This is a genomic window from Paeniglutamicibacter antarcticus (assembly GCF_039544305.1).
Lineage (GTDB): Bacteria > Actinomycetota > Actinomycetes > Actinomycetales > Micrococcaceae > Paeniglutamicibacter > Paeniglutamicibacter antarcticus_C.
The window spans coordinates 1-24698 of the sequence record NZ_BAABLK010000034.1; the positions used below are offsets into that span (position 1 = coordinate 1).

The 24698-nt window shown below is 57.0% G+C and carries 20 protein-coding genes and 1 pseudogene; 4 read left to right on the top strand and 17 right to left on the bottom strand.

Annotation, left to right across the window (positions count from 1 at the left end):
• Positions 1-927: 927 nt before the first annotated feature.
• The 11 genes from ABEA12_RS11480 to ABEA12_RS11530 all read right to left on the bottom strand — a co-directional run bounded on the left by ABEA12_RS11480 (position 928) and on the right by ABEA12_RS11530 (position 14003).
• Positions 928-2142 carry a glycosyltransferase family 4 protein gene (locus ABEA12_RS11480; RefSeq protein WP_210100182.1) on the bottom strand — a complete coding sequence of 405 codons (1215 nt, stop codon included), beginning with the start codon at positions 2140-2142 and terminating at the stop codon, positions 928-930.
• Complete coding sequence (locus ABEA12_RS11485; protein WP_210100181.1) at positions 2139-3326, bottom strand: polysaccharide pyruvyl transferase family protein; 1188 nt, start codon at positions 3324-3326, stop codon at positions 2139-2141. The genes ABEA12_RS11480 and ABEA12_RS11485 overlap by 4 nt, the downstream gene beginning before the upstream one ends.
• Complete coding sequence (locus ABEA12_RS11490; RefSeq protein WP_210100180.1) at positions 3323-4579, bottom strand: MATE family efflux transporter; 1257 nt, start codon at positions 4577-4579, stop codon at positions 3323-3325. Before ABEA12_RS11490 ends, ABEA12_RS11485 begins: the two co-directional genes overlap by 4 nt.
• Before the next feature lie 16 nt (positions 4580-4595).
• Positions 4596-5738 (bottom strand): non-hydrolyzing UDP-N-acetylglucosamine 2-epimerase, encoded by a 1143-nt coding sequence (gene wecB, locus ABEA12_RS11495; RefSeq protein WP_210100179.1) that lies wholly within the window; start codon positions 5736-5738, stop codon positions 4596-4598.
• Between the two features lie 13 nt (positions 5739-5751).
• On the bottom strand, positions 5752-6615 hold the full coding sequence (locus ABEA12_RS11500; RefSeq protein ID WP_210100178.1) for an SDR family oxidoreductase: 864 nt from the start codon (positions 6613-6615) through the stop codon (positions 5752-5754).
• Between the two features lie 2 nt (positions 6616-6617).
• A complete protein-coding gene (locus ABEA12_RS11505) occupies positions 6618-7685 on the bottom strand; it encodes a polysaccharide biosynthesis protein (protein WP_210100177.1) in 1068 nt (355 codons plus the stop codon).
• Positions 7682-8911 carry a glycosyltransferase family 4 protein gene (locus ABEA12_RS11510; protein ID WP_210100176.1) on the bottom strand — a complete coding sequence of 410 codons (1230 nt, stop codon included), beginning with the start codon at positions 8909-8911 and terminating at the stop codon, positions 7682-7684. Before ABEA12_RS11510 ends, ABEA12_RS11505 begins: the two co-directional genes overlap by 4 nt.
• Complete coding sequence (locus ABEA12_RS11515) at positions 8908-9576, bottom strand: acetyltransferase (RefSeq protein WP_210102484.1); 669 nt, start codon at positions 9574-9576, stop codon at positions 8908-8910. The genes ABEA12_RS11510 and ABEA12_RS11515 overlap by 4 nt, the downstream gene beginning before the upstream one ends.
• Positions 9566-10189 (bottom strand): sugar transferase, encoded by a 624-nt coding sequence (locus ABEA12_RS11520; protein ID WP_210100175.1) that lies wholly within the window; start codon positions 10187-10189, stop codon positions 9566-9568. The genes ABEA12_RS11515 and ABEA12_RS11520 overlap by 11 nt, the downstream gene beginning before the upstream one ends.
• Before the next feature lie 797 nt (positions 10190-10986).
• Complete coding sequence (locus ABEA12_RS11525) at positions 10987-12126, bottom strand: aminotransferase class I/II-fold pyridoxal phosphate-dependent enzyme (protein ID WP_210100174.1); 1140 nt, start codon at positions 12124-12126, stop codon at positions 10987-10989.
• Entirely contained in the window at positions 12123-14003 is a 1881-nt protein-coding gene (locus ABEA12_RS11530; RefSeq protein ID WP_210100173.1) for a polysaccharide biosynthesis protein, read from the bottom strand. Before ABEA12_RS11530 ends, ABEA12_RS11525 begins: the two co-directional genes overlap by 4 nt.
• Positions 14004-14443: 440 nt before the next feature.
• Here ABEA12_RS11530 and ABEA12_RS11535 point away from each other — a divergent pair, with 440 nt between their 5' ends.
• The 3 genes from ABEA12_RS11535 (at position 14444) to ABEA12_RS11545 (ending at position 18548) form a co-directional block, all read left to right on the top strand.
• Entirely contained in the window at positions 14444-15697 is a 1254-nt protein-coding gene (locus tag ABEA12_RS11535; protein WP_210100172.1) for a class I SAM-dependent methyltransferase, read from the top strand.
• 150 nt (positions 15698-15847) lie between these two features.
• Entirely contained in the window at positions 15848-16990 is a 1143-nt protein-coding gene (locus ABEA12_RS11540; RefSeq protein ID WP_210100171.1) for a glutamate--cysteine ligase, read from the top strand.
• 352 nt (positions 16991-17342) lie between these two features.
• Positions 17343-18548 (top strand): IS110 family RNA-guided transposase, encoded by a 1206-nt coding sequence (locus ABEA12_RS11545; RefSeq protein WP_210100170.1) that lies wholly within the window; start codon positions 17343-17345, stop codon positions 18546-18548.
• Positions 18549-18723: 175 nt separating this feature from the next.
• Here the strand turns inward: ABEA12_RS11545 and tsaD are convergent, their stop codons facing one another.
• The 3 genes and pseudogenes from tsaD to ABEA12_RS11560 all read right to left on the bottom strand — a co-directional run bounded on the left by tsaD (position 18724) and on the right by ABEA12_RS11560 (position 21412).
• Positions 18724-19797: a tRNA (adenosine(37)-N6)-threonylcarbamoyltransferase complex transferase subunit TsaD gene (tsaD, locus tag ABEA12_RS11550; protein WP_210100169.1), complete on the bottom strand. Its 1074-nt coding sequence runs from the start codon at positions 19795-19797 to the stop codon at positions 18724-18726.
• A gap of 71 nt (positions 19798-19868) precedes the next feature.
• Positions 19869-20030, bottom strand: a pseudogene (locus ABEA12_RS11555) (GNAT family N-acetyltransferase); the annotation flags it as partial.
• A 170-nt stretch (positions 20031-20200) separates the two neighbouring features.
• A complete protein-coding gene (locus ABEA12_RS11560) occupies positions 20201-21412 on the bottom strand; it encodes an O-antigen ligase family protein (protein ID WP_210100168.1) in 1212 nt (403 codons plus the stop codon).
• A gap of 53 nt (positions 21413-21465) precedes the next feature.
• Here ABEA12_RS11560 and ABEA12_RS11565 point away from each other — a divergent pair, with 53 nt between their 5' ends.
• Positions 21466-21804 carry a hypothetical protein gene (locus tag ABEA12_RS11565; protein ID WP_210100167.1) on the top strand — a complete coding sequence of 113 codons (339 nt, stop codon included), beginning with the start codon at positions 21466-21468 and terminating at the stop codon, positions 21802-21804.
• 1032 nt (positions 21805-22836) lie between these two features.
• On the opposite strand, the gene ABEA12_RS11570 is transcribed toward ABEA12_RS11565, so the two are convergent.
• The 3 genes from ABEA12_RS11570 to tsaB form a co-directional block, all read right to left on the bottom strand.
• Entirely contained in the window at positions 22837-23433 is a 597-nt protein-coding gene (locus tag ABEA12_RS11570; protein ID WP_210100166.1) for a hypothetical protein, read from the bottom strand.
• A gap of 110 nt (positions 23434-23543) precedes the next feature.
• Positions 23544-23978, bottom strand: a complete 435-nt coding sequence (gene rimI / locus ABEA12_RS11575; protein ID WP_210100165.1) for a ribosomal protein S18-alanine N-acetyltransferase — start codon at positions 23976-23978, stop codon at positions 23544-23546.
• Positions 23979-24025: 47 nt separating this feature from the next.
• Positions 24026-24697: a tRNA (adenosine(37)-N6)-threonylcarbamoyltransferase complex dimerization subunit type 1 TsaB gene (gene tsaB, locus ABEA12_RS11580; RefSeq protein ID WP_210100164.1), complete on the bottom strand. Its 672-nt coding sequence runs from the start codon at positions 24695-24697 to the stop codon at positions 24026-24028.
• Between the last annotated feature and the right edge of the window lies 1 nt (position 24698).

The window sequence follows — 24698 nt, forward strand, 5'->3', positions numbered from 1 at the left end:
GCTCGCCGCACCGTGTTGTGTGGCGATCAAATCAGATGATCATGAAAAGTGCTCGAGCGGTACCGTGTGAGCAGAACGGAAGTACCAACAAGCCGGAACATGAGTACCTTCAGACGCTATTTAGCAGAATGGACGTACCACCTAGGCATATTTGCCAACCAGTGGTGGCGTGGTGGGGAACCACTGGCACCTCCGTCATAGATTAGGCGGACTCAATCGCTCGACGCGACAGGTTCTGATTACGCATCTGCACCACCAGCTTCACTTTGATCTTCCCTACCATTACCGGTACTCCTTCCACCACGTGACCATCACACGGTGGAAGGAAACTTTCAGGTGATGCTTAAACACACCAGCAGTGGTGCTCAACCACGCCATTCGCCTTATCGGTCGATGGTGCTGACCCGCACCACAGGTGGAGCCCACAGAAGCCAATATTCAGCTGGTCCCCAACGGCAATATCAGTGGCCCCCTACGGCAATAACGGGTGGTCCCCAAAGCATCGAATACTCACCGGCACCATGATTCTTCTCCGCTTCGTACCGAAAAGGTCTGGAACGAACGTGCCCGTGAGTGCGAGAGAAGCTACACCGATGAGAAACCAGACGTTAGGGTTCAGCTGGAGGCAGAATCAGCAGAATATACGGGGCAAGCAGAGTGAAGGCCGTCGGGAAGCGCCGATATAAAGCTGCAAACTTCGTTGGGCTTGAGTACCTTGCCCACCCATCCCTCGGGTTTCTGTTTCTAGAGCGACGGGATTCGCCAAACCCCACATAGTTCGTTTCTTTTGTCCCGCGTGCGCTTTCTTCAAGTTATCTACCCGTGATTGGTTCAGTCGAGTTATTCTGTGGGCGAGAATGGCCAGTCATTTGTGTCGCGAAACGAACATTACACGGTTTTTTTCCACGGCTGCAATAAGATAGGTCCTCAGATGAGTGAGGCCGCAGCATTACGAAACTTCTCCCCCGTGCTTTCCAAGCTGAAGTGCTTAACTGCTGCCAATCGAGACCGTTCTCCCTGCACCTTTCGTTCTTCCGAAGCATTGGCCAACTCTGCAATGGCCTGTCCCAGCCGGGTCTCCAAAACATCCCCAAAACTGACGAGCTCACCGACACCTGTAGTAGCTACGACGCTCTTGGCTCCCTCAGTGGCGGTGCTCACGATAGGAATTCCACATGCAATCGCCTCAACGAGCACGAGGCCCAACCCTTCCTCACTGGATGACATAGCAAAGAGATCGGCACCACGATAAGTATCGCGTAGCTCAGTCGAACTGAGGTCACCGCGCACCTCCACTCGCGTGCCCAGATTGAGACGATCCAGTGTTTGATACACGTCCGAGGGAAGACCGCCACGACCCGCGATCACCAGCCGCTGTTCGATCCCGTGGTGACTGACAGCATGATGATAAGCGCGAAGAAGCAGCCCAAAATCCTTCCGAGGGTCTCCTAGTTGGCCGACCGAGACGATGTAACCGGAACCCTCCGGTGGGGACATATCTTCATGCGGTGAGAAGAACTCCGTGTCCACGCCGGGCAGCTCGATACGCACGTCTTTGGCACCGTTTGCTTTGCACCAGCTCTCCATCCACGGATTTTCGGCCAGAATGAGCTGGGGAATCCGGACACCGCTTCGATCTAGCCGCGAGGCCAGTCTACGGTTCAGCCGGAAGTAGAGACGCCGGAGCACACCACCCTGTGTGACCAGCCGTGCCCGCTCCACCTCGATCGTGGTGGCTACCTGCGCAAGGATTGGCACATCAATGCCCCTGACCTGTTCAAATACAGCCGGTGTTCCTGCAACGACTATTAGCAGATCAAATGTAGACAGCAAGTGACGGAGCACGCGCCGGGAACGGAATCTAAACGGTTCAAATTCGGCGAAAGCAGCACCTACGTAGGTCACCGGCACACCGCCTACTTCACCATGACGGATTTGTGGCCCGCGAAGCCAACTATGTGGGTCGAGGATGCGCTGGCTCTCCGGGGCTCCACCCCACATTCTTGGGGAGAAGATCTCAATTTCCCACTCCGGCATGGATGAGATCGAGGAATACACGAAGTCGGCCACCGTAGAAACACCGCCACCCGGGGCCGCTTCCGTCCGGTATTCGGAAACGACCAAGGCGATTCGGACACTCATCCAGCTACTCGCTTTTTGATAGACATTCCCAACCTAATTCTACTCACCACTGCTCTAATTAGGTTCGCTGACTGGTAATAAAACTTTGCTTTCATAGAGAATCGACTGCCTCCCGCATCACGCTTCTTTTTCAGATTACCCAGATCATCGATGACCGTCTGGTGCGCTCTGGGTACGTCCTCAACTTCAGTGCGAATCTGCACGATTTCATCCAATACTTCGAAACCTTCGTACTTTCTCCCGAAAAGAGCTGCCACCTTAGGCGCGTAAAAGACCGGATACATCGGTACCCCCATCGTCGCCCAAATTGCACTGGAATGGAGTTTCATCGATATAGCGAGATCTACATTCGACATGTCATCTAGGAACTCAATCAGTTCGTGTGCCTCGTATGCGTGCACGCGTGCCATTAGGCTGAGCTGCTGAGCGATCTTTTCATTAAAGTCAACGTCAGTTCCCCGTCCTTTATTTGATTCGAGTACGAAGAGCACCACTTCTTCGCACTCATGGCGATGGATCACCGATTCGATATGCTCAACGGCATCGTCAACACTAAAGTTAGGCCACGCTCGAAGCGCTACACCGAGCCGACCGGTTTCAGCGCGACGATTAACTCCAGGGAGAGACAGGGAAGAAATAAAATGATTATCAATGAAATCACGGCATTCTTCGCCAGGCCATTCAAGTCCTTCCCGTGAAAGAACCACAGAGTCTGAGTCTCTGAGCCACGCAGAATCGAACGGTGTACCCATTCGCCTCAGTCGTCTTTTCCAGACCTCTGAAATCGGACCCATACCCAGCCCTGTTGCGACAATATATGGGGCATCCTGACCGGTTTTTGGGAGGTAGCTGAGCCAGTTGTAGGGACGATTCTTATCATGGCTGGTCTGTATCAGACCACCACCACCGAATATAATTATGTCCCGATCCCGATACAACGTTGAGTTCTGCCTCAACAGTGGGATCTCTGCCTTCGCTAGGACGCGCAGCGGAGTAGAAGGGTAGCCACGTTCCTTGGCGAGCTTACTCCAGTCAAGTTCTTGCCCAAAAGAAAGGAATGAGATTGCGGACCCCGGATCGGCTTCGTAGATAGCGTCTACAGTGGCGATAAGAATCAGGTCGTCGCCGAGGTTACCGGCTTCACCGAGCCCAACGATGCCCACTTTCGGCGATTGGCTATTCAAATTGCTGTCCTCGTTTTCCTTCGAAGTTGAAATAGGTACCCGCTCCACCAAACAATCGCTCCCAGGCAGCTGGTGAAAGCCATCGCAATCGCAGCGGCGAGCACCCCGCTTACCGTTGCCGCGAGAACTACAGTCGTCACTCTTATTACAGCAAGGCTAAACCTTATCAGCACGCTTGCTCGCCCTGCTTGAAGAGCTCGGAACCCGGCAAAAGGCACTGTTGTCATTGCAATAGCGGCCATCTCTAGAGCTAGGAACGGCAGGACCGGCTCAGCATACGCCCAGTTTTCGCCGAGCAGCATCTCCCCCAGAAATGGAGGGAAGAAAGCCATAATCGCCAGGATCGGAATCGACAACACGGCGATAAGCGAAGTGCTCGCGAGCGCTCTCAACGCCGTCACACGACCACCATGGGCAATACCGCGACTTAAATAAGGAATGGCGAGGGTTTGTGCACTTCCAATAACGATCGACACTGGCCCAAGAAGTGTCCCACCCGCGCGAAGCGACCCGACGGAGGCAAGACCGGCAACTACGCCGATAAGGTTGAAGTTCACCTGGGAAGCCCCAGAACCAATAATGTAGTCCCCTCCGAAAGCGAGTGCATTGTGGGTATCATTCTTAGCGAGGTTCCACGTCGGACGGATTCCGAAAGACTGCCAAAGCACGGTCGTAAAACCAATAACCGCACCCGACGCAGCCCAAATCACGAATCCTTGGAATCCCGTGATCCGATCCAGAAGAAGCAGTGTGCCCGCGATCATCGAGACGAAAGTCCAGACACTTTCCTGAATGAGAGAGATTTTACGATCGAACATGGCCAAGTTCATCGATTTCGAATAGTCAAAAAGGACGAGCCCGGGAAGCGCAAGCCCTAGCATCGCAATGTACGGCATCGAGAAGACTAGACCGAAGGGAACAAGCAACAATGCGAAGGCAAAACCGATAAGCGAAACGCGATTCGATCCGGACGATAACGCTAGCCGACTAGGACTCATGGCTAACAAAGGCTCGCACACGGCCGCTCGGATCAAACCTGCGCAAAAGACGTAGAACGCGAATGCGACAGCAAACTCGCCGAGTTCGGAAATGCCCAGAACGCGAGCAAGACTGATGCTAATTGCGAAATTTCCCACACTGGAAAGCACATTCGTTGTGATGCCGAAGTACACTCGGCCAGAACGTACGATGCCAGAGACAGTTGCGAGGATTCCACCCTTAGTTACAGCCTTTTTTTGGTCTTCTTCTTCCACTCTCTCCGCCATACGTCTAGTGGAACTCTTCACGTCGAAGACCCGTGCGCTGCGAGTGCGAGTGCACCGCCGAGCGAACAAAAGCGAGTACCCGCTCAGAGGTATTGATGACTTCGTACTCTGCGGGGATTGGTGAGTATTTTCGCCGGGCATCAAAGTCGAGCGCTATGCGCACCGAGTCCATGACCGCGTCGGAATGTAGGCCGGTGGTAATGATCGCCCCGACATCCTGGGCTTCGGGACGCTCGATGAAGTCTCGCATGGTCACTGCGGGAAAACCTAGAATGCTCGACTCTTCGCTGATGGTCCCACTGTCAGAGAGCACGAGTTTAGCTTCCTGCTGTAGCTTGATGTAGTCGTGAAACCCGAACGGGGGATGGAATACGATTCCGTCCTTCTCATCTTCTCCAAGTCCCTCTAGCCGGTTACGCGTACGTGGGTGGGTGGAGACCAGCACCGGCAATCCGTAAACCGCCCGAATCGCTTGTAGGGATTCGATCGCCTCAGCTAGACGCTCCGGGTTGTCAACGTTTTCCTGGCGGTGCAAACTCACCAAAAAATACCCATTGGACACCAATCCTTGTCGTTCCAGCACATCACTCGCGGCAATCCGATCCGCGTTCTGATCCAACACTTCTCTCATTGGCGACCCGGTTAGCAGAACTTGCGAGGGGTGAATCCCCTCGGCCAGTAGGTTGCGACGTGCATGCTCGGTATAGACAAGGTTGTAGTCGGAAATGTGATCAACCAGCCTGCGATTGATCTCCTCGGGTACGTTCTCATCGAATGAACGGTTGCCGGCTTCCATGTGGAATACGGGAACTTTCATTCGCTTGGCCATCAGCGCTGAGATAGAGCTATTGGTATCCCCCAGCACAACGAAAGCATCGGGACGCTCAGCTGTCAGTATTTCCTCGGTCTTGATGAGGATGCTTCCTAGAGCTGTTCCAAGCGAAGAGGTGTCTGCATTCAGAAAGTGGTCGGGTTGTCTAAGCCCAAGGTCTTCAAAGAACACCTCGTTCAGCTCATAATCGTAGTTCTGGCCAGTGTGAACTAGCACATGATCGACATGTCGGTCGAGTAATGTGATCGTCGGTGCGAGTCTAATTATTTCCGGGCGAGTTCCGACGACGGTCATCACCTTGAGTCGTTTTGTCATAAGGCTATCCTTGCTAAGGCATTGAATAATGCGGGTATATGGCGGAATGGTCTTCGACCCATGAACGCATTTCTTCGATCTGTTCTGGATAGGAAGGAATGGTGAAATCGAAGTCACCTCTGGTGCTGAGTAGAGTTTTATCAGCCGACGCGACATCCTTCGGGGTGACCGTAATATCGTCCCGACGGAAGACTCGTTGGAAGAGCTTGAGCAGTTCATACTTTGAGATATTTCCTTTGGGAACCAGATGATACAGGCCGGTTAGATCCTGTTCTATGGCTTCGTGGATGGCATGAGCTAACGTGATGGTGGTGACACCGTTCCACATTGCTCCGATGTATCCTGAAATGCGGTCGTGTTGGGCGAAGAACCAGTTGAACAGACCGAGACCGTTTGATTGCGAATCAGGACCAATTATTGACATCCTGAAAGTGAGATCTTTGTTGTTTACGAGCTCTCCCAGGTACTTAGAGCGATCGTAGAACAGAGCTCCGTCAGGAACCGATTCCTCCCGGTAAGGTGGGTTTTCTCCTGAGAAAACGCAATCTGTGCTGAGATGGATGATTTTCGTAAAAGTTTCTGCATAGCGCTGCTCAAGCATATGTGGAAGGTAAGCGTTCAGATACACTGCACGATCTTTTCGATCTTCTGACGCCTGAACTAAGGAACCGATGCAGTTGATGATCACGTCAAACGAACCTTTATCCAAGTACTCAGTGAACTTTGTATTGTCCGTCACATCGAGCAAAGTTGTTTCGGCGCTCACTCGGTGGTGCCCGGAGAGTGTCGAAACGTCGAAGGAACCCGACTCTTTGAGATACGTCGATATGACGTGGCCGGCCATGCCGCCGGCGCCGATGACAAGAATTGACCGCATAGTTAGTTGCGTCCAATCTTAGTCGGCGACGAACGGGGGTAGCCAATACCTGCGTGGCTGAGCTCCGCACACACCTCAGGCAATGTCAATAGCAGTTCTTCCACATCCTGGACACTCATTCGTTCGACCGTGTGCGAATCGTAGTCCGTGTAGCTACCCTGCGTAACATTGCCCTCTTCAAAATATAGGCTGTAGTTAAGATCACGATTGTCAGGAATTACGCGGAAGTAATCACCCATGTCTTGCGCACGTGACAGCTCCTCGCGCGTTGCCAGTGCTTCCGACAGCTTCTCTGCATGCCGGGTCCCAATGACCTCAACCTCTGCCTTGGTCTGAAAAAGATTGATCAATGCCTGCGCAAGAACCCGGATGGTGCAGGCTCGAGCCTTACGCACGAAGAGTTCGCCCTGGCGTGCATTCTGGAACGCAAATTCCACCAATTCAACCGAGTGCGCAAGAGACATCATGAAACGTGTCATCTCAGGGTTTGTGACCGTGAGATTCTTACCAGCCTTTAGCTGACTGATGAAGAGCGGTATCACTGAACCCCTCGAGTACATAACGTTCCCATACCGGACACACGAAACCGTAGTTACCGCGTTAGGGTTATTCAATCCGTGTGACTGCGCGACTTTCTCCATCATCGCTTTGGACATACCCATCGCGTTAACCGGGTAGACGGCTTTGTCAGTGCTGAGGCAAACAACAGATTTAACCTCGTTTTGCTCCGCCGCCCGAACCACGTTCTCGCTTCCTAGCACATTCGTTCGGACTGCTTCCATCGGGAAAAACTCACATGATGGAACCTGCTTCAAGGCTGCTGCGTGAAACACGAAATCAACATCTCGACTCGCACGGTTCACACTCTCAAAATCACGAACATCGCCTACATAGAAACGCAGCCGAGAGTCAGAGAGTTCGCGTCGCATGAAATCCTGCTTTGCCTCGTCTCGGCTCAGGATGCGTACCTCTGCGATGTCCCGGGCGAGCAACTGCCGGGCAACAGTGTGTCCAAACGACCCGGTCCCACCAGTAATGAGCACCTTGGCTCCATCATACGTCTCATTCATTTCTCAATATGCCTTTCTTCAACAATTCTTATAAGGAACGACTCTATCTTTGATATCGCAGTATTTTTTGTAAATAGTCTTTCTGCGAAGTTTCGAACTCTGTCACCCATGAGTTTTCGCTCTTCATATCCAAGAGCCGCGGCTTCTCTGAATGCGCGTTCTAGGTCGTCCACAGATTCCGCATCGGCAGCGATCCCCAACCCATGCTGTTCATTCATCGCACGCACATCACCTTGAACCGTAGTGATCGCGGGAATTCCATGAGCTAGAACAGACGGAAATTTCGAAGGAATGGTACCCCGAAAGACCTCCAAGTCTTTCAAACTAACAAGAGCAAAATCCGCCTCTGCATAGATTTCAGGCATCTGCGATCGGGGAACAGGGTCACGGAATCGTACATTAGAGACACCCAACTCATACGCGAGCTGCAGCAGACCAATCTTGGCGATCCCGTCACCAATGATGCTAAGTCTCACACCAGAATCCGCGGCCTTCGCTACAGCCCTAATTGCAACTTCGAGGTCCTGCATTTCCCCAACATTTCCTGCGTAGACGACATCGATGCCATCGTAGATCGGGCGGTTGGGTTCCGGCACAGTTCGAGAATTTGGGAAACTATCGGCCCAGTTGTATACAAGCTCAACGCGTTGAGGATCGAGGCCCCTGGATACGAGCGTTTTGACCATTGTCGGTGAGATACCGACAACCATGGATGCACGTTTGTATACGCGGCCAATCCATAAATTTAGCATTCTTTCTACGGCTTGAGCCTGACGGTGACCACCCACAATGGTTGACCCCACCACGGAGTCCGGCCAAAGATCCACTACGTGAAGCAGATAAGGTGCCCCACCCGTCATCCGCCACAACCAAGGGCCAAGCGCAGGAGTCATTTGAGTGGCGTACACATAGATAACATCAGCATCGCGAGCGAAACTACGAGCCGAAGCTGAAGTAAATGCGAACGACACGTAGTTCAGCATCCGTTTGAGCGAATGTTGGGAGTGGTTGATGATGAGCGGGACACGACATACTTCAATGCCATTCTCAACTGAACGCTGTCGCCATTTTTGGCTGAAACCGGGAAAGATATGTCCCGTAGGGTAGTTCGGATAGCCGGTTAGAACGCGGACGCTATGCCCTTGCGCGGAAAGTGCTTCGGCTATGTCAGACGGGATTGACACATTCTCAGGCTTGAAATACTGGCTAACGATCAGGATTTTCATGAGGACAGGCCCCGCAGACGGGGCTTTGCAGGAACTCCAACAACAATCGAACCCCTTGGAGTGTTTTTGGTCACGCAAGCGTTGGCTCCGACCGTGGAGCCGGCACCAACGGTCAATTGCTGAAGTACAACAGCTCCGGCACCGATCAGCACGCGTTCTTCCACTGCGACATCTCCTGAGACGACTGCTGCTGGGTTCACTGAGCTGTAGTCGCCTATACATGTGTCGTGACCGACCACAGAAGCGGGGTTCAAATGAACATGGCGTCCAAGCCGCACATTCGTTGATATTTGCACGCCGCCGCAAATAATGGTTCCCTCTCCGAACTCAGTTTCGGACCCGATTGAAGCGGAGGGATGTACGACGGTGCCAGCTGGCCAAGCTTGTTCGTCGCAACGAGCGACAATGCGGGCTCGCAGAGAGGGGGTACCGATCCCGACGAAGTACACGAACGGAAGACGTAATTCGAAGAGCACTTCGAATCCGCCAAGAAAGCAATACCCTCTTCTGCGTAAACGTTCAATATTCGTTGTTGATGGGGCATCATCGATAACCCCGAGCACGTTGTATGAGTCACCGCCTGCACTGCTGTTCCATGCTTCGATCACGTCAAGTGTCTCGCGGCCGAAACCTCCTGCCCCGATCACCACTGCGTCACGCGTCATTTTCTTCACCAAACTTTGCCGTAGTCACGTGGTCTGCCTGCGTGATTCCTTGTCGTCTAAGTACTGCGAAGCAGGTTTTCACTATGATTTGCACGTCGAGAAAAAAACTACACGAATCAACGTACTCGACATCGAATCGAAACTTTTCGTCCCAGCTGATAGCGTTGCGCCCCCTCACTTGTGCGAGCCCGGTGACACCTGGACGAACCTCGTGGCGACGAGACTGCTCAGGCGTGTAGCGCTGTAGATAGGACACCAAAAGAGGCCTCGGACCGACCAAGCTCATGTCGCCACGCAGCACATTGAGCAGGGAAGGTAACTCATCGACACTTGTCGAGCGAAGCACCCGACCGAAACTTGTGAGTCGGTCCTCGTCGTTCACCAGATTCTTCGTCTCGTCGACGTCCAGCATGCTCCGAAACTTATAGAGGGTGAAGATTTTGCCGTTGCGTCCCGGCCGATCCTGCTTGAACAGGACCGGCGAACCGAGCTTCGCACGCACGACGAGTGCAACTGCACCAATCACGGGTGAGAGCACCACAAGTCCGGTTCCCGCTCCAAATATATCGATGCCGCGTTTGACCACATCGTAAATTTGTATTCTTATGCTCATGCTGGTGTCTCCCTAAACTCCGAAATCCTATCGGCGACGAGCTGGCACTTCAGTTTTCTAACGACGAGCTGCACGGGAGAGCTAGGCACTGCTCGAACCGTCTCCCTGCGACATCGTTGTTCGCCCTCTGGTAGTTTGCGGGTCTTGGTTGGCAATGTGTCGACTTGGCAACTGCGCAGCCCACGTTGTTTTTACTCACCAGTGCTGATAATCGGTCCTCGATGATCCGCTTAGTTACTGATTCGTCGCTGGAAATCACGCGCAAACCGAAGTACTTTGCCTCATAATCCGCGGCAGGGAAGAACTCGACCTCATCGATACGAGAGAAAAGATCCTTAGGCTGGCCATGTAGCTTGCGATGTGTCCCCATCCTGCCACCGAGGCGCACGAGTTCCGCTCCCTCCAACCGTAGTGGAAAGAAAGTAGTCGATAGGGTAGTTGTAACCTGAGTGGTGACACTCGTAGTGCTTCCCCGGTTGCCGGCATGGTCTTCGAGTTCGCCTACAACGGCTGCAGACAGAATGATTTTTTCGTTCAAACTTCGGTCTGCTCCGTGGTCAGTCGCGGAACCCCCGCGGTTTTCTTGTTTCCAGGTGTATTTAACGTTCGGTCTGTCCCTTCCCCATTCTCGAGCCGATGCGGCACAGTCCCATCACCTAGACCGTGCACAATCTAGGAATGGCATGAAGACTCAAGATTCGCATTGGGCTTTGCGATCTCCCTATGCATTTTCTCGCGTCACTGAGATTTGATCGTTGATACTATTCATGTGAAATGTCGCAGCTCACTGGAAAGATCTATCTTTTTTTGTCAGTAATAAACTTGTTGATGACCATGAACACTCGCGCTATCTGTTCTTCGAGCAGAGACGATCCACTTGGAAGAGTAAGCCCGGTCTCGAAAAGCTTCTCAGAAGTGCCATTGACGAGCCGGGGAGCTTCCGCGAATACCGGCTGGAGGTGCATTGGTTTCCACAATGGACGGGACTCAATGTTTTCGTGGGCTAGGGCATCCATAAATTGTGCTTGAGTCCAGCCAGTTATAGATGAGTCGACCAAGATGGAAGTCAACCAATGGTTATCTTCTCGATCGAACTTCCCACCAAAGATCTCCACGCCGTCAATGTTGCCAAAATAAGACCGGTAGCGCTCTTTTAGCTCACGACGGCTTTGGATCATCGCGTCTAAACGACTCAACTGCGCGCGCCCAAGCGCTGCAAGAATATTGCTCATCCGATAGTTGTAGCCAATATCAACATGTTCATAATGAGCCACAGGCTGACGTGCCTGGGTTGCCAAATAACGTGCCTGAGATGCAAGTTCGCCATCATTGGTCAGCAGCATCCCGCCGCCGGAAGTCGTCATGATCTTATTGCCGTTGAAAGAAACGATGGAAGCTCGACCGAATGAACCTGCCGCTTGCCCATTGTGCGTTGCCCCCAACGACTCTGCAGCATCGCAGACGACGGGTACACCATACGCTGCGGCGATCTCCAGAATCGACGAATAGTCAACCGTTTTGCCGAGCAAATCCACCGGAACTATGGCGGCTGCCTGACGCCCCACGGCTGCGAGGTTTTCAAGGGCCGCTCTAAGCAGTTGCGGATCCATGTTTCCTGTTTCGGGATCAGCGTCAATGAAATACGGCTCTGCGCCCGTGTAGACGATTGCATTGGCCGTAGCCGCGAAAGTCAGGGTAGAGCTTAAAACTATGTCGTTTTTGCCAATCCCGAGTCCTAAGAGCGCCAAGTGAAGTGCAGCCGTTCCAGAACTCAAGGCTACGGAATACTCAACGCCTACTCTATCGGCGAGTTCCTTTTCAAAAGCATCTACGTCAGGACCAAGCGGCGCTATCCAGCCCGATCGCATGGCGCGTAGGACGAATTCTTCTTCGATCTCACCAACATCTGCCAAGGACATAAAAATGCGGTCGTTCACAGTCGATTTCCCGTCAAGTTCAAGCTGTCTGTTTTAGATTCGGCTACCCGCATTTCAGCAGTGTCCGACTGATTTGCCATTCGAAGTTCCCATCCGCCTTTGTCCAGCTGTTCAGGTGACATGGGTTTTACCCTGGCGTGGGAAATCTTCGGGTGGAAAGGCCGAGTGTCGACTTCATTCTGTCCTATCAACACCTCGTGCATCTTCTCACCCTCACGCAACCCGGTGAAGACAATCTCGATATCCTTCCCCGACATCTCAATCATCTGTTGAGCCACGTCCATGATCTTGATCGGTTCACCCATGTCCAAGATCAGGACTTCGCCGGCGCGCCCAATGCCACCTGCTTGCACGACAAGCTGGCAGGCTTCAGGAATGGTCATGAAATAGCGGGTGATATCGGGATGGGTAACTGTCACAGGACCGCCTGCTTCAATGAGGCGGCGGAAGGTAGGGAGCATTGACCCCCGGCTTCCGATTACGTTGCCGAAACGAACGGAAATATATGGTTTATCCGTTGTGCTGGCCATCCAGGCGGTCAGTTTCTCGGCGACGCGCTTTGAGTGACCAAGGACGCTGGTCGGGTTCGCGGCCTTGTCGGTTGAGATGTTTACGAAGGTCTCCACATTGATCAGATTTGCAGCCTGGAGAACGTTGAGGGTGCCGATGACGTTTGTCTTCCATGCCTCATCGGGGTACTGCTCCAGCATGGGAAGGTGTTTGAGGGCCGCGGCGTGGAAAACTACGTCTGGACGACGGTCTTCAAAAATTGCGGTGAGTGCTTCGATGTCCCTAATATCGGCGAGCACGACATCGCGTGTATGGAGCAAGCCATGGCCCACGGTACCCAATTGTGCTTCTTGTAAGCCGGTTTCATCACGGTCAAGCATGATCAGTTCTGCTGGTGCGTATTTCAAAATTTGGTGGCATAGCTCAGAACCGATCGATCCGCCAGCGCCTGTCACGAGGACTTTTTTGCCGGCCAAATAGCCTGCGATCGATGCCACTTCTGTATCCACGGGGTTGCGCCCAATGAGGTCTTCAATAGAGATATCCCTAAGATCTGACAGATTGGTCTTACCAGCGAGGATTCCATCGAACGATGGCAGCACCATGGCATTGAGTCCGGCGTCCTTGGCGGCTTCTGAGATCCTGCGGATGAGGGAAGCATCAGCACGTCCGATAGTAATGATCAGATCGGTGGCGCCGGTGGAAACCGCCACCTTCTTTAGTGCGTCGATATTTCCCATGACGCGAACGCCACGGATGTGCCTGCGCATTTTCGAAGGATCGTCATCGATCAATGCGACAGGGCGAAAGTTTGAGTCGCCATCGGATTGCATGCGACGGATGACTGTCTCGGCAAGGTAGCCGGCCCCATAGAGAATCGTTACCTTGGCATCTGCGCCAGGACGATTCCTGAAATGCTTGATAGAGCGGGAAACATACCTGAAACCACACATTCCAAGGAATGCAATAGGGGTCGCGATCAGCGCAGTACTGCGAGGAACATCCCAGTTCAGGCCGAAGACGAAAAGCAGGACCGTGGCGGCAGCTCCAACGAACGCCGTGTAGAGCGCGAGCGCCCTGATCTCATCGAATGTTGCATAGTTGAGGCGTCTATAGAGTCCCCCTGCGACACCAATTACAAGATGCGCGGCTCCGACCGCGAGTCCAACAAGAATCAGGGAAGTAATGTTCAGTTCTGATATCTGCAGTTCAAAGCGAAACCAAGCCGCGAGGAGGAAGGCGATGACCCAAGAAAGGGCGTCTCCAAATATGTAAAGGCGTCCGAACAGGCTGTATCTCACGGGTCTCGAGTAAACCGATGGATTGATGCTTTTACTGTCAGAAGACGCGGTCTTTCCGGACTCCATAAATAATTCCCCCTGGAAGTATGTGGACTTTGTGTGCGCCTGGAAAAGAACCAGTCACAAACATACAAACCATACCAAACGCGGCGGGGTCTACTAGCCCGGAAATATTCTTGTGAATATACTAGGCAAATCAGCAATTTTGTGTCTCTTTGGTTCGCCAGAAAATGGAACGAGACTGCTGCCAAGGATTTCCTTGCGTCCTGCCCCTGTTTGGCGTTTTGTTCAAGGCCATATCCAGAGACCAAAGTGGCCAAATCGAAGTGACCGAGTGTCACCTTTGGTAAGCAATGAACACGTATTTCCAACAGATGCGCCGGAGCTTTTTCCATTTTAGTCTGAACCCTCGAGAAATCGTTGTCTCTTACCTTTGACTACATTTGACGTTGGCTCGTGTTTCGTTGCATCACAAGTCCGGCAGACAAAACGCTAGGCTGGAAAGCATGGCAAACCAAAGCTCCGAAGCCGCAGCATCCCAGCTGGCAATCCTGTTGGCCCCCGAAGGATGGGAACTGCTGAACTCCGTGGACCCTTCCGCCGCCGGCACCAAGGAAGCAGCGCTGAACCTCAACCTGTCGTTGCGCAAGGCTGGCCACCCCGTGGAGCTGGTCACCGCCGTGGTCCAGCAGGCGCAGTTGCGATCCAAGGCGCGGACCAAGTTCGGACCCTTCGCGGATCGAATGGTCTTCACCCCCGACGGTCTGGAACAGGCCACCCGCCTGAAACTTGCGGGCCTCCATGCCCGGCGCTTCACCCGTGCCTCGATCAAGATGGTCGCCGACCTGGGTTGCGGCATCGGCGCGGACTCGCTCGCCCTGGCCAGCGCCGAGATCGACGTCACCGCCGTGGAATTGGATGAAACCACCGCAGCAGCAGCCACCTTGAACCTCATGCCATGGCCCACGGCGCGCGTGGTCAACGCCGATGCCACGACCTTCGACCTCACCGGGTTCGACGGGGTTTGGCTCGATCCGGCCCGACGCACCACCGACACCTCCGGCACCTCGCGCATCTTCGATCCCGAGGCTTTCAGCCCACCGCTGTCCTTCGTCGAGTCGCTGGCGGATCAGGGGCTGGCCGTGGGTGTGAAAATGGGTCCGGGGCTGCCTCACACCGCGGTCCCGGCGAACTGCGAGGTCCAGTGGGTATCGATCAACGGGGACGTCACCGAGGCCGCTCTCTGGTTCGGCCCACTGGCCCGCAAGGGCGTCAGGCGCGCGGCGTTGGTCATCGGCGCCCACGGCGCGGTGGAACTCACCAGCGAAGTGGACTTCGATCCCGATGCCGCGTTGCGCGGCGAGGTCCCGGTCGGCGAGATCGATTCATACATCTACGAACCTGACGGCGCAGTGATCCGTGCCGGCCTGATCGACGAGCTGCTCAAGACAACCGGTGGCCACCTCATCGATCCGCACATCGCTTACTTCAGCTCCGCGGAGGCCGTTGCGACACCACTCGCCAAGGGATATAAGGTCGTGGCTGTCCACCCCTACCACGTGAAGAACCTGCGTTCGTGGGTCAAGGCGCAGAAGATTGGTGTCCTTGACATCAAGAAACGCGGCATGGACGTCACCCCAGAGGAATTGCGCAAGATCCTGCTGGCCGGCACCGGCCGCGAGGCGAAGAACAAGGCTACGTTGATCCTCACCCGCGTGGGGGAGCAACGCCTGGTCATCGAGGTCGAACCCCTAAACTAGCCACGCCTGCTCGCGGGCGCAGTGGCACCGGCTTGGTTCCCGGCGTCTCACCGGGTCCTGAGGCACTGGTGCCATCGATGTGCATTCGCTCGATAGACTGTCGGGAGGAAATACGTTGGGTGGCTAGTCCGCATGAATCATGGAGGTTCGGTGCACATAGATTTCGCATCATCACGCCAGTCCACCCTCGGGGTGGAGTGGGAAGTAGCACTGGTGGATCGCCAGACCTGCGACTTGCGGTCGGTTGCCGAGGAAGTGCTTGCCGAATTGAACCTCCGGCACGGCTCACTGGCTGTCGGTGAGGAACACCCCCACGTGAAGCAGGAGCTGCTGCTGAACACCGTGGAAATCGTCACCGGTGTATGCGAAACCGTTGCAGCGGCCAAGGAACAACTCCATGAGAACCTCGTGGCCGTGCGTGAAGTCACCGACCCGATGGGCATCGACCTATACTCCGCCGGGTCACATCCCTTTGCTCCGCCCAAGCTGCAGCCGGTCTCGGACAAGGACCGCTACGCCAAGATGATCGACCGCACCCAGTGGTGGGGCCAGCAGATGGTCATCTACGGGGTGCATGTCCATGTCGGGATCGATTCGCGCGACAAGGCCCTGCCGATCGTTGATGGCCTGACCAACTACCAGGCGCACTTCCAGGCTTTGAGCGCTTCTAGCCCCTTCTGGGGCGGGGAGGACACTGGCTACGCCTCGCACCGGGCCTTGATGTTCCAGCAGCTTCCCACCGCAGGGATCGCATACCATTTCCCCACCTGGGAACAGTACGAGGCCTACGTGGCTGACATGATGCACACCGGTGTGATTGACGACCTGTCCGAGATCCGTTGGGATGTGCGCCCCGTCCCCCGCTTCGGCACCGTTGAAATGCGCATCTCCGACGGCTTGTCCTCGTTGCAGGACATCGGCGCGATTGCCGCACTGACTCAATGCCTCGTCGATGAGATGTCCACCGTTCTGGACAACGGTGGAACCATCCCGGTGATGCCACCGTGGTTCCGCGTCGAGAACAAGTGGCGCGCCGCCCGGTACGGCATGGATGCGATCATCATCCTCAACGCAGCGGGTGACGAGATGCTCGTAACTGAACACCTGCTCCAGGAACTCGAGCGGTTGGCTCCCGTGGCGCAGAAGCTTGGCTGCAGTGCCGAGCTGGAGGACGTCAAGCGGATCATCATCGGCGGCGCCGGCTACCAGTGGCAGCACAAGGTGGCCTCGGCCCACAACGGCGACCTCCACGAGGTCGTGCGGGACAACGTCCGCCGCATGCATCGAGTCTGACCCGAAGACCGAAGCGGCACCCGATGTGCGGGGCGGATGGGGCGGATGGGGAATCCCCCCCGTTACCTTTTAACTAGCCCCTTAAACGGACTCATTGAGGAAGAATTGGGGTTGCTGGCCTGTCGGTCTCGGCATGATTCACTCCCCCTGTTCTTTCATGATCCGGGGAGTGCTGTCACCGAGATTCGAGAGGCACCAGGGATACCGCTCATAGGGGCCGGATCCGGATAAGACAGCACCAGTCCAATTGTCGGTCGCAACGTGGATGCCGAGCCGTGGAGCCGTAAAGACGCGCCAGCACTGTTTCATCCGATGCCACCACCCGTTGATGGCCTGACGAATGAGGTGCGCCATGATCAACGAACACGAAACCATCGACGTTTATATCGGCGCCGATGTCGGCAAGTCCAACCACCATGCAGTAGCCCTGAACAAGGCCGGGAAGAAACTGCTGGACAAGGCCCTGCCCCAAGACGAGACCAAGCTCAAATCCCTAATCAAGTCCCTGTCCAAGCACGGACGGCTGCTCTTTGTGGCGGACCAGCCAGCCACCATCGGCGCGCTGCCTGTCGCGGTCGCCCACGCCGCTGGAATCCAGGTTGCCTACCTGCCAGGACTGGCGATGCGCCGCATCGCTGATTTGCATCCGGGCGAAGCCAAAAGCGATCCGCGAGACGCCTACATTATTGCCGACGCCGCTCGCACCATGCCCCACACCCTGCGCACCGTCGAGGTCCCCGAAGAGCAGGTCGCAGAGCTCTCGATGCTCTGCGGATTCGATGATGACCACGCCAAACAGTCAACCGCGACCTCCAACCGCATCCGCGGGCTACTGACCCAGATCCACCCGGCCCTGGAACGGGTCATCGGCCCGCACCTTGACCACGTAGCCATGGCAGAACTGCTGGCCAAATACCCGAGCCCAGCAGCCCTGCGCCGGGCCGGAGAAGCCCGCATCGGCGCCCTGCTGCGCAAGCACGCACCCAGGGCCTGGAAGGGCTGGGCCCATGAAATCACCGCTGCCTTGGCTGCCCAAACCGTGGTGGTCTCGGGCACCGAGGCAGCCGGCATCGTCCTGCCCGAACTGGCCCGCATGCTCGCCCAGAGCCGCTCAGCCCGCGCTACCGTGCTCAAACGCGTCGAGGAACTGGTCACAGACCACCCGCTGCATCTGATGCTTGATTCCATGCCGGGGGTCGGGATCCGCACCGAAGCACGGATCCTTACCGAAGTCACCGGCAAGGACTTCGCCACCGCCGGGCATCTGGCTTCCTATGCCGGTCTGGCGCCGGTGACGTGGAGATCCGGGACCTCGATCCGGGGAGACCACTCTTCGCGTAAGGGCAACAAGGTCCTCAAGCGGGCTTTGTTCCTTTCGGCTTTCGCCTCGCTCAAATGCAAAGACCAGGTTTCGCGGGCCTACTACGACCGCAAACGCGCCGAGGGCAAGAAACACAACCAAGCGGTCATTGCGCTGGCACGTCGGCGTTGCAATGTCCTGTTTGCGATGCTCCGCGATGGCAGCATCTATGAAGCACCACAGGCTCTCGCCGCCTAGAACCTCAACCGAATACCGCCCCAAAGTCCGACCCCACGCCGCCGGGTCAGGCCGCGAAGCCATGCCCAAAAACGCCGGTTCCGAGATCCCCAAACATTTTCCGGGAAAAACCCGAAAAGGACTTGCGAAAAAGATAGGGGCACCCCCCCCGCACGTCTCGTGACGGCGGCTGATCTTAGGCAGCCAGCGAAACCATGCTCACCGGCTGACCGGAATCGGTGGAGAACGCCAGGCCTGTCGGGGCGTTCCCGGTGGCCACCAACTGGGCACCGAGGGCGGCGACCATCGCCCCGTTATCGGTGCACAATTCACGCGCCGGCACCCTCAGGGTAATCCCCGCGGAGGCACATCGTGCCGCCAGCAACTCGCGCAACCGCGAGTTCGCGGCCACGCCGCCACCGAGCAGCAGGTTGCTCAGCCCGTGCTCGGTACAGGCACGCACCGCCTTTGAGGTGATCACGTCGACCACGGCTTCTTGGAAGCCTGCTGCGATATCCGCAACGGGCACCTCTTCGCCACGTTTTTGGTATTGTTCAACGCAGCGCGCCACAGCGGTCTTGAGCCCGGAGAAGGAAAAGTCATGGCGGTGCCTTCCGGGGTCTTCCGCGGTTCCGATGAACTTGGGCATGGTGAGACCGCGCGGGAACCGGATCGCCTTGCGGTCCCCGTCCTTGGCTATTGCATCGATCACCGGCCCCCCGGGATACCCCAGGCCCAGCAGGCGTGCAACCTTGTCGTACGCTTCGCCGGCGGCATCGTCGATGGTGGAACCGATCAGGCGCACGTCGTCCGTCAGCGAGTTGACCTGCAGGATTTCAGTGTGCCCTCCGGAAACCAGCAGTGCACCCAGGTTTTCGGGCAGTTTCCCGCCCTCGAGGATGCCCACACCCACGTGCGCGACCAGATGGTTGATCGCATACAGCGGCTTGCCGGTGGCCAACGCCAGGGCCTTGGCCGAGGCGACTCCCACCATCAGCGCCCCGGAGAGCCCCGGCCCGCTGGTCACCGCTATGGCGTCGATGTCCTCCAGGGACACGCCTGCTTCCTTCAACGCCGCGGAGAGGGTTGGAACGAATGCATCGAGGTGTGCCCTGGAGGCGATCTCCGGGATGACTCCGCCGAAGCGCACGTGCTCTTCCATGGAGGAAGCCACGGCATTGACCAGGAGCTCGGTTCCGCGCACGATCCCCACCCCTGTTTCGTCACAAGAGGATTCAATGCCAAGAACAAGCGGTGCAGAAAGGGACATAGAACCAATTTTAGGCCCGGCGCCCCGCTTTGGGCGAAGTGGCCTTTGAATGAAGCCGCGGAGTGCCCGGATCAAACAGTAGGTACGAGCACCTTGCGCATGATCACTGCGTCGACCCCGTCGCGGTAGTACCGCGCACGACGGTGGATCGCCTCGAAGCCGTGGCGTTCATACAGGCCCTGGGCGCGCGGATTATCGGCCCTGACTTCAAGAAGCAGGTCGGTGGCGCTTCGCTGCGTGACCGTGGTGATCATCAGCCGCAACAAGTTCGTCATTGGCACATGTGAGTGATCGTTATTCGATTCAGTCTCATGTGCACTATCCCGGCAGATAGTTGCATTCGGGTACGACGAGGGCCCCACCAAAACGGCAGCGCCCTCGCATTGCGTGATGGAGTTGCGGCCTACGCTGTGCGTCGTGCTTTTATCTGGTTTGTGGTGGCGAGGATCGGTGTCGACAGCAGGGCCAGTCCAACCCAGCCGGAGGCTGTAGCTTCCCAAGAGCTGGTTAGTAGGATTGGAGTGAACGCGAGTATTATCATGATGAGTGGGAATCGCCGGTCACGGATTCTTAGGCCTTTGATTCGTTCATTCAAAGAACTCACCGCGAAGGTCAAGAACAGTGCCAAGCCGACCGCTCCAAGCGTCATACCCAGCCCAAGGAACGTGTTATGCGTTGGCAGGTATCCGGCGTTTTGTACCCGGTCAGCCCCCATTCCCTCGCCGGCAAAGAACGAATCTACCCATTTGGAGCGAGCGGTCTCCCACAGGATCGTGCGCCCGGACAGTCCGTCGACGCCCCTGTTTCCGCGGTCCAGATCGTCCAAGAAGCTCGATGCCCATCCAGCGCTTACGCTTACAATGGCGACCGCACAGGCGGCGGTAATCGTTTTCAGGGGCCGCCCAAGCTTTGATATCACGATCCAAGCACCCAGCAACATTAGGGACACTTGGACGCCTCTTGTCTGGGTGGAGACAGCGCCGATCACAAGGATGCCGAGGATTGCAAAAATGAGCATTTTCATGCGCCGGCGTTTGATCTGCCCGCCCTGTAGCGCCAGCAGGATCAACACGATTGCAGTGAGTGTCGTGTAGGCGACGTAGTTGATGTTCAACGTGCCCACCTGTGTGATGCGCCCAAACTCGTCTGTGTAGATCTCACCTTCACCCGTGATGAGCTGGAGAGAGGTTTGTGCGAGTCCATACAAGCCACCGGCAACGTATCCCGCTACTGCTAGGGCTTGGTTCTGCCCCCACCAGGTAGCCGCCCTTATCCCAACGAACATGGTGGCGAGTGAGGCCAGGACAATGAGCTGCCCGGTGGCCACGTCCGGGTACTGCGTCCACATTTGGGAAAGTAGCGCCCATAGCAAGTATGCGACGAGCGCCCATTCCGTCAGGCCGATTCGGTTTCGCCATGGCCTGCTCAGTATGAAAGCCGCGATCGCGATGAACGGCCCATATCGGAGGGCTATGTTGGGCTCGCATGCGGCGATGAAAGCGACCATTGCGGATGCGAAGCCGCCGACCGAAAAATGCCTTGCACGCCGCGCCGAGGTAGGCGCGACGTACTCTTTCCGAACCAGCGTGCGGCGTGCTTCGGGGGTGCTTGTCATCTGACCAGACTATCAGCGCTGGTCTTTCGGCATACATCCGGTGGCGTGGATAGATGGTGACCCACATGGTGCCGGTCCAGACTACGGAGGTCGCCCCCCATGCCGGGATTGAGGTGGATGCGGTGGAACCGTTCACTTCCTTCCCGTCTGCGGCGAGGAATGTGATGGCTGCGGCCGACCCGTTTTTGATCGTGAACATTCGGCCCACCGGGATGGGCCGGGTCTGCGTGATCGGCGGCAGGAATGATCCCGCCGTGACAACCACGATCTCGTCTTCATGGGTGAGAGTTGCGCCTCCTGCCACAACCCTCACTGTGCGGGTCGACATGGTGGACATGACCCGCCCCGCGATCCCGTCCGAGTGGACGAGCATCTTCCTCGTGGTGCCGTAGAACGCCACTCCCTCGTTTTCTGCGGCCGGTGGGAGATTGTCCGTCGCGAGGCGCGGGGCCTGGAATGCCCCGTTCGCCGTGACGGCGGCCAGCACCGCTTGTCCGGTGCCGGTGACCGGGCCGAGCCATTCACTAAGGTTCCGCGTCTGCCTGGCAATGGCAACGTGGCGGTCTGCCACGCCCGGGGTCAACTCGGTTGGTTCGGCTGACTGCTCTAGTTGCGCCTTCTTCCAGTAGTAGATGACCGACGTCCCGAGTCCCGCGCCGTTGGCCATCATGGCTTCCACTGTGACCGCACCGACCGGGGCAGTGGCAGTGGCAGTCAGTCGTATGCGGGCGAAGCGGCCCCCACGAGGCCGGGCGATTGCTGATGCGGGCTGGTCGGTCCGTAACGCCGTGCCGCCTGAGTTCAGCCACAGGAGGCGTGCGGACATGGGGTGCCCGTCCGTGTCGCTGGCCCCGTAGAACGTGAACGTGTAGGACAGATTCGCCGTCACGGGCAACCCAGCAAATACGAGAGTGAATGCGGCGGCTGAGCCCGGCATTGTGAATTTGTAGGCATCCAAGGCGGCCTCCCGGCCCTGCCCGGTGGCACCGACGAGGTTGTTCGTGGTTCCTGCCGGTCGCGTGCCAATCGAGGCCAGCAGGGTTGCATTGGCTATCAGGTTCCGGGTGGAATCCTTGGACTCAACTGCGTTGGTATGTTGCGCGACTGCCGCCAAGGGTGCGCGGGTCTCCACTGCTGGGTCGGCCCAGCGCAGCGTGGTGCGGCCAGTGCGCCACTTGCCGGTCGCGGAACGTGCAGAGTACCAAATGTCAGCCACGATGCCGCCCACGCCGTCAGCGGGCAGGATAGTCGCACGGTAGATGTTGGTGTCATCCCACTTGCCCGAAGCGCCAGCGATCAAAGGCGATTCGCCGAGCTCCCACTTGATCCCGTCAAGCGACGTCGCTAAGTACAGGACCGTATTCGCGCCAGAGGTTTCCACATCGCAGCAAGCCACCAGCGCATAGTAAAGACCGCCGGCCTTTTTAAACGTCCATGTGCCACGGTTCCTTGCCGGACGGCGGGGTGAAGGTGCATTCCGTGACGTCGGCTGGCCATGTGGTCTCCAGTGAGTCGTGGGTTCGGTGGAAGATCTTATTAGTGGCCCCGGCGTCGACCTTCTGCACCGACCACATCTTGTACCCGCCGCTGTCTTTGATGACTGCGGGCGATACCTCGCCGGAGAGTGTCGAAACCAATACGAATGGCGCGGTCCAGTCCTTGCCGTTGTCGGTCCATGCCACGCGCATACCCAGCCAGAATAGGTAAAGGCGTCGCTTGGCAGGATCAAATGTCAGGTCCGGGTCCGGCCAGAAGCCGGTAGCTGGCGCGGCAATAGGATTGGTCAACCCGGCTGGGACTACCCAAGTTGTACCGTCATGTGAAGCAAGGATTGAAGGGCTCTCTGTGGTGTCCACACCGTCAGGGTAGAGGGTGATTCCCATCCAGTATTCGAAGCCTTGCGGGCCAAGCCCTCCGGGGATTCGCGCCACGTCGGGGTAGACAGTCTGCCCGGTACCGTCATAGGTGGGCGTCGCCAGCGGGGCATTAGCATTCGCGGCCACCAGTTCGTTGACGCTCACTCGCGTCTGCACGCGGGATTCAGCAACCGACCCGTCAATTGCGGCGAATAGTGCACTTTGCTCTCCCCGCCCGAAGATACGAACGATTCCCTGCTGGCTGCCAGCCAATTTCAGTCAGCCGGTACGAGCGCCTTGCGCATGATCACGGCGTCGACCCCGTCGCGGTAGTATCGCGCGCGACGGTGGATCGCCTCGAAACCATGGCGTTCATACAGGCCCTGGGCGCGCGGGTTATCCGCCCTGACTTCAAGAAGCAGGTCGGTGGCGCTTCGCTGCGTGACCGTGGTGATCATCAGCCGCAACAGGTGCGTCCCGATCCCCCTGCCCTCGTAATCGGGGTTCACCGCGATGGTCTGCACGTCGGCCAAGGGAAGCACGCACATCGACCCGCAGTAGGCAACGATCTTGTCTGCGTCGCACACGACCCAGTAGTTCCGAGTGTCCGTGAGCCCAAGTTCATCGATGTACATCTCACGGGGCCAAGCGTCGGTGGGGAAGAGTACTTTTTCCAGCTCCCATACCGCGTCGACGTCCGCCTGTTTCATGGGCCGGGTATCCAGTCCCCCCGGCACGGGGTTGGTTGGGCACTGGCTCACAGCAGTTTTCCCTTCATCACCGCGGGGACCTTGGCATCGGATTCGCGCAGGTACAGCGGCTCGGTGCCCAGCAATGCGGTGCCGGTGGCCAGTGCCTGTGCAGCACGGGTGCCCAAGGCCACGGCGTCGGGGTGCGAGTCTTCGAACCCCGGGACCGGGTTCGCGCCCACTGCAACCAGCCGCTGGGCATACAGGCCGGCACCGGCACCGTAGATGTCCCCCGGCGGGACTTCCTCCGCGACGGTGACGTGCGGGCCGTCGATGAGCTCACCGTGTTTGTCGTACCGCGCCCAATAGAGTTCCTTGCGCCGGGCATCGATGGCGACGGTAAAGTCGTCTTTCGGTTCCCCGGCGAGCGCCCCCAAGGCAATGGCATCCAGGCTCATGACCCCGTGGACGGGCACGTCCCACGCGAATCCCAGTGTGCGCGCCGTTGCCAGGCCCACGCGCAGCCCGGTGAACGGACCCGGGCCCACACCCACGGCGATCGCATCGGGCTTGGCCCCGCCGCTGGCGCGCAGCATGGCCTCGATGGCCGGAGCCAGCACCTCCGAATGGTCGTTTGTCTTGTCCGAGGTGAAGGCGCCGCGCACCGCAACGGTGGAGCCTTGCACTGCCAGCAGTGCTGCCGATGCATTGGCGGAGGTGTCAATGGCCAGTAAAAGCATT